At 59.9% G+C, this 6698-nt stretch carries 4 protein-coding genes and 1 pseudogene; all 5 read left to right on the top strand.

Annotated elements, in window-relative coordinates; all coding sequences use genetic code 11:
- Positions 1–771: pseudogene (locus AC1DR7_RS19785) on the top strand (DUF6538 domain-containing protein); the annotation flags it as partial.
- Between the two features lie 55 nt (positions 772–826).
- The gene (locus AC1DR7_RS19780) at positions 827–1771 is read left to right on the top strand and encodes an RHS repeat-associated core domain-containing protein (protein WP_478053066.1); all 945 of its coding nucleotides are present in this window, start codon (positions 827–829) and stop codon (positions 1769–1771) included.
- Between the two features lie 9 nt (positions 1772–1780).
- Positions 1781–1939 carry a polymorphic toxin type 50 domain-containing protein gene (locus tag AC1DR7_RS19775; protein ID WP_478052359.1) on the top strand — a complete coding sequence of 53 codons (159 nt, stop codon included), beginning with the start codon at positions 1781–1783 and terminating at the stop codon, positions 1937–1939.
- The gene (locus AC1DR7_RS19770; protein WP_478052358.1) at positions 1936–2259 is read left to right on the top strand and encodes a MafI2 family immunity protein; all 324 of its coding nucleotides are present in this window, start codon (positions 1936–1938) and stop codon (positions 2257–2259) included. The genes AC1DR7_RS19775 and AC1DR7_RS19770 overlap by 4 nt, the downstream gene beginning before the upstream one ends.
- 584 nt (positions 2260–2843) lie before the next feature.
- The coding region (locus AC1DR7_RS19765) for a DUF6531 domain-containing protein (protein WP_478076639.1) at positions 2844–6698 on the top strand (3855 nt) is incomplete at its 3' end.

Raw genomic sequence — 6698 nt, 5'->3', positions numbered from 1 at the left:
CACCATTTGAGTCGGTCCGAGACCGGTCGCTGGTCGTTCGTCCAGCGCGTTCCTGTTGACCTCCAAGCCGTGCTCGACTGCCGGCTGATCAAACGCATCCTTCGAACGAAAGACCTGGCTCAGGCCCATGTGCGTGCAGTCGTGCTGGGTRCAGGCTATGCTCGGCTCTTCGCACAGTTGAAGGATCAACGCGTGGCCAAGCTCGCCAAAACGGATGCTGACCTCCTCATTGATCGTTTGACGAGTGCTGAGAACCTGCGCGAGCTCACGTTGAACCGCACCCGGGCAACGGACGGGACGGTCACGGAGCAATGGCAGATTGATAGTCCGAAGGACTTGAAGCTCTACCGGCAGCTCATGGAGTTGGAAGCGATGGCGGCCACGCTACAGCAGCCTGCAGCAGCCAGCCGGGGGCCGGCTCGCGAGATCTGGCCGCAGGTGACGCGCGCACCCGCAGCGCCACCTGCGCAGGCGATCGAAACCATCACGTTGGGAAAGGCGCGCGATGCCTTCTTGTCGACGCTCAAGCCCTCAACTCTGCCCAAGGCCTACACGATCAAGAAAACGGCCATCGAGGCATTGGTCTCGTTCTTGGGGCCGAAGTTTAAGGTCAATGCCATCACGCGCTCGGACTTGGCCCGCTGGTATCAGGAAATGCGGGAAAAGGGGGCCTCGACGCCGACCCTGACGAACAAGCAGTCCTACATCGGCGGGAAAGGCGGGTTCTTCGAGTGGGCTATGGCCTCTGGTCACTACCCGCGGGGCGACGACCGTCACCGGCCTGACCTATGACGAGCAGGGCAATCTGCGTAACAAGAATGGGCGTGTGCATGAGTTCGACTTTGGCAACCGCCTGCGTGCCATTCAGGGCTTAGAGGCATACCAGTACGACGCAGCCGGACGACGCACTGTCGCCTCCGATCTAAATGGAGAACGAGCCCGCTCGTTCTACGGCCAAGGAGGAGATCTGTTTTTCGAGCAGCGCCGAGGCGTGGGCTCTACCGAATACGTCCGGCTAGGTTCGCGCACGCTGGCTTTGCGCAAGAACGGCACAGTTAGCTATCAGCACCTGGACTCGTTGGGGAGCCTGGTTGCAGCCACCAACGCTGCTAGCGTGATTGTTGAGCGCACCCAATACGAGCCCTACGGCGCGCCGATCGGAGAGGCGGTCGATGGTATGGGCTACACCGGGCATGTCTCTGATGCTGTAACCGGCCTCATATACATGCAGCAGCGCTATTACGATCCGCAGATCGGAAGATTCTTAAGCGCCGACCCGGTGACCGTTTCGGCAGACCCGATGGGCATGTTCAACCGTTACAAGTATGCGGCCAATAATCCGTATGGCTACCGGGATCCTGATGGACGGCAAGAATGCAGGTCCTGCGAGATGTCATGCGGAGCTTCGGTTGGCTACATGTTGCGTAATGACAAAGAGCGGATGCAGACCTGGCCAAGTGGTGAAGCTGCTGCGATGACGGCAGGCAGCGGTGCTGAGGATGGTGCATTGATTGGGCAAGCCGTCGGAAGCTTCGTCGACACAGGAAAAATTTCCAGCGAAGGTGTGAAGACGCTTGCCACGGTTGTGGTTGTGGGTGCGATAACGAGAGGGAAGTCTGGTGGTGGGGGGATGATGCATGGTCCATCTCCCAGAATCAGCATCGGCAAGCAAGGTAAGCACCAGATAGGACATAATAACTACACCGAGGGACGAAGCGTCCTTGCCGCAGACCCTGTTGAACTTGGACGACATGCTGGAACGGGGCAGTAGGTTGGAAATGTGGCCGTTGGTCTGCCTGGGTCGAAGGAGCGAGTTAACTACGGTCGGGAAATTGGCACCTTCATTGATTATGATGGAAACTCTTTTCCCACATCCAATGGCATCATTCACTACGCAAAAGACGGCATTCACATCGTGCCATCGAGGCCAAGCCCATGAATCATAGTTTTCGATCCGAAATAATACTCAGAGTTAACCGTGCTTTGCTGGGTGAGGTGTTTCCCGCCTTAGTCGGGGTTTGCTGCAGCATTGAAGGTGAAGAGAGGTTTGAGTTGACGTTCTTTGTAGACGCTGAACCTACTGCCTCGGTTGAAGAGGATATCTCCTGCATTGAGACGGAAGTTATCGCAGACTTTTCTGAAAGTGTTGAGGTGTCGCATAGGATTGAAGTCTCCTCGAAGCCTGCGCTTCCAACGTCAAGCTCGTTTTGGATATTTCTTCGAAGCTATGACAGATCTCCATCGGTCACTGTGCCGTGACAAGATCCGATGATTGCCAGGACGCTCTTATGACTGAAGCGGAGAGCAGCCTGCTGCCGCTCGCTTGCGGAACTGCGCTGAGTCAAACCCCTAACAAGGGCAAGAAGGGTAAGAAGTAGTTTCAGGGACCGGCACCGACTGGTAATGGATGCAAAATGAGTGCCTCGTAGGCTGCCTGAAGTAAGCTATCTTGAGAAGGCAGTTGGCCAATTCGCGTTGACTTATGTATCAGCGGCCGTCAGCGATGCTGTTCAATCGGGAAAGTGAGATGTAACTCGCTCGAAGCTCGCGATCGAGGCGATGGGTCTTGAGCGCGCTGGCGAGTTGCGCCCGGGTAAAAGTGCGCGGCCGCCCACTCAGGAGGCCCCAATGCCCCGCCATGGGGAGATTGATGATGAGCGGAGTTGGGATGGGCGTCTCGAAATAGAGCTTGAATGTGCCAGCAACTTCAACGATAAAGGCACGGTGCGGTGGTGCACGCACATTCCGGAACAGGGACGATCCGAAGTAGGGCGCGACAGGGCGATGACAGCCGGCGTGCCTTCGTTCCCCGGCGCGGTATCCGCCCAGAGAGGAGAACAGGGATGTTGCAACGGATCAGGAACCTATCGTGCATTGTGCTGGCAACGGTCGCGATGGGTTGCATGACCCCCGCTTCGGCGGAGGCGCAGGAGAGCAAGACGACCTGGCGCATTTCCCAGCCCGGTGGAAATTCGACCCAGTACAAGACGCAGCAGGAGGCAGTGGAGGCCATCAAGAGCCTTCCTGCGCCGAGCCCCTTCCCGCCCGATTTCCAGTTTGGCTGGAACTCCGTGGACAAGATCAAATCCAAGAAGGTCGGCTTGGATGGCAATACGTCGATCACCTACTGGATGGGAAAATCCCAGCCCTCCGATCCCGAATGGTCATATCTCAGCACAGCGATATTTCCGACCGAAGAGGCAATGGTCGCGGCCTACTTGGCTGAGGTGCAAGCGTTCAACCCCGTCTGTCCCGGCGCGGCTGTCACGCCCACGGGCGACTGGTACGCCGTCACCCCGGATATGGAAGGAACCATCGAGAATCGTGAGTACCAGGTGACCTACGTGGGCGGGGACAATACCGCCCAGTCTCCCTGCGCTCCGTTCTCGAGCGACGCGATGCTGACGCGCACCCGGCGTCTGAACTGCCCGGTTCTCCTGACACAGTGGTCCAACAAGCACGAAGCCTGTGTCAACGAAGATTTCGTTGCCACCATCACCTCCAAGACGACGCAGTGCGACAAGGACGGCGGGAACGGAAGCTGCCCCACCGATGGCAATGGTGCCATGAGCGGTATGAGTCCGAGCGCGGGCAACAAGTCACCCTCGAACGAGCCGCCCTGCGACGGCACGGTCGGCAATCCCTGCGACGTAAAGACCGGTGAGAAATACGAAATCGCCCAAGACTTCGATCTGGGCTGGATTGCGTTGACGCGTTTCTATCACTCGGGAATATCCACGTCCCTGGGCGGCTTCGGCTACGGCTGGACGCATTCGCTGGGCGCGCAGCTGGCGCTGGATGGCGACGGCGGGGCCGGCATCGTGGAGGGCAATGGGTTCCAGCGCGCCTTCAAGAAGATTGGCCAGGTCTACGAGGCAGCCGACAGCAGCGGTGATCGCCTTGTCCAGAATGGAAACTGGACGCTGTATTCGTCCGATGCCATTTCGACCTTCGACGCCTCAGGCCGGCTGACTGAAAAGCGCTTCCTGGATGGAACATCGTTGACGTTCGTCTACGACGACAGTGAACGACTCGCAGCCGTCATCCACAGCAGCGGTCGCACGCTGGAGTTCGTCTATCAGTCCAATGACTATGAGGCCTTGATCAGCTCGGTCCTGGTCGCGGGTGTCCCCCAGGCGAGCTACACCTATACCGCGCAAGGCCAAGTAGCTACGGTCACCTACGCTGGTGGCGGTGTGCGCACCTATCACTACGAAAACTTCAGCTTCCCCCAGCATCTGACCGGCATCACCGCAGAAGACGGCCAGCGATACAGCACGTTTACCTATGACGCCATCGGTCGCGTCATTTCGAGTCAGCATGCAGGGGGCGCGGACGGGGTGACGTTGGCATACAGCCCCAACGGCGGAGCGGTGGTCACGGATGCACTTGGCCATCAGACCGACTACTCCCTGACGCCCGGCGACGATAGCGCGCCACCGCGTAAGGTGTTGGGCACCTCCGATTCCCAGGGATCGATAAGCCGCACGTACTACGATGCCAGCGTCGACTTCCGTCGACGACTGGACACCTATACGGATCGGCGCGGCGTCCAGACCAAGCACACGTACGGCGAGGGCACCGATGCGGTGACCGGTCGGCTGGTCGCTACCCACACCGTTACCGAGGCGGTAGGCCTGCCTGAGCAGCGTGTGGTGCAGAGCATCCGCGACAATGAGACCAACGCCGTTCTCGTTACGACGATAGGTCAACAAGAGACCCGAACCACTTACAACGCCCGCCGACAGCCAGTGAGCATAACGCTTAAGGATTTGGCTTCCGGGCAGACGCGCGCCACGACCTACGCCTATTGTGAGGCCGCTGACTTGGCCGCAGCCGGCAGCTGCCCGACCGAGGGGCTGCTGAAAAGCGTCGATGGGCCACGTACGGATGTGGCCGATGTAACCGTCTATGCGTATTACGCAGCCGACGACGCCGGTTGCGCCTCCAATGGCACCTGCGCTTACCGCAAGGGCGATCTGCACAGCGTTACCAATGCGCTGGGGCAGACGGTAGAAACCCTGGCCTACGATGCATTTGGTCGTCCGCTTTCGGCAAAGGACGTCAATGGAGTGGTCACGGACTACGCCTATCATGCTCGCGGCTGGCCGACCTCGGTAAACGTACGTGGCGCCTCTACCGCAGCAGACCGGGTGACCCAGCTGAGCTACTGGCCGACCGGGCTTGTGCAGCAGGTTACCGAGCCCGATGGGAGCAGCGTGTCTTATGTCTACGACGCTGCTCAGCGGCTGACCGACATCGAAGACAGCGCGGGTAACACCATCCACTACACGCTGGATAACGCCGGCAACCGCGTCAAGGAAGACACGCTGGACTCCGGCGGCACGTTGCGGCGCACCCTTGCCCGCGTCTACAACACGCTGGGACAGCTCACCACGCTGAAGGACGCGGGCAATCACGCCACCGCCTTCACCTACGATGCGGATGGCAACCCGCAAACGGCCACAGATGCATTAAGCCGGGTGAGCAGCCAGCAGTACGATTCGCTGAACCGCCTTGCGCGCACATTGCAGGACGTCGGCGGTGTAGCTGCGGAGATCCGCTCGCAGTACAACGCGCTGGATCAAATCACCCAGGTCACGGACCCCAAGGGCCTGCATACCACCTACGCCTATAMCGGCTTTGGTGACCTCACCGGCCAAGTCAGCCCGGATAGTGGTGCGAGCAGCTTCACCTCGGACTCGGCCGGCAATCGCAAGACCGCCACCGACGCGCGGGGAGTGACCACGACCTATCACTACGACCTGCTCAACCGTCTGACCGGTGTCGCCTACCCAGACCCGAGCCTTGATGTGGGCTACAGCTACGACGTCGCGCCAGCGGTTTGCGCGGCTGATGAGCAGTTCGCCAAGAGTCGATTGGGGCAGGTGCTTCACGCCAATGGCAGCACCCTCTACTGTCATGACCGCTTCGGCCAGATCACCCGGAAGGTGCAGACGCTCAATGGTGTGGCGATCACGCTGCGCTATGCCTACAGCAAGTCGGGTCGGTTGACTGCATTGACCTATCCCGATGGCAGCATGGCTGACTACGTGCGCGACGCACAGGGTCGTATCAGCCAAATCGGTCTGACCCGCCCCGGGCAGAGCCGGCAGATCGTCATCAGCCAGGTCAGCCACGCCGCCTTCGGTCCGGCCACTGGCTGGGCCTATGGCAACGGACGCCAGCTACAGCGTCCGCTGGATCTGGACTATCGCTCGCAGGCGGTGCACGACCCGGCAGTGGGTGGAATGTCACTGAGCTACGGCTACGATGCCGTCGGCGCGATCACCGAGCTAAGGAATGGCCCGGGCTCTACAGTGCTGGCGAAGTATGCCTACGACACGCTGGGCCGCCTTACCCAGACCATGGATGGCGCGACCGGCACGCCGATTGAAACCTATGCTTACGACCCTACAGGCAATCGAACCTCTCTGACCACCGCCGGGGGCACCACCAATTACGCCTACCCGGCGACCAGTCATCGGCTGACTGCGGTGGGTAGTGAGGCCCGAAACCATGATGCAGTGGGCAACACCACGAGTATCGGAAGCAAAGCCCTCACGTACAACGATGCCAACCGTATGAATGCGGTGAAACAGGGCGCTGCGGTGGTGGAAAGCTACGCCTACAACCACCGTGGCGAGCGCGTGCTACGTACTCCTTCCGATGGGGATGCGCAGATCACGCTATATGAC

This window comes from Stenotrophomonas sp. P5_A9, from assembly GCF_056400525.1.
This window is presented reverse-complemented; position numbering and strand designations above follow the sequence as displayed.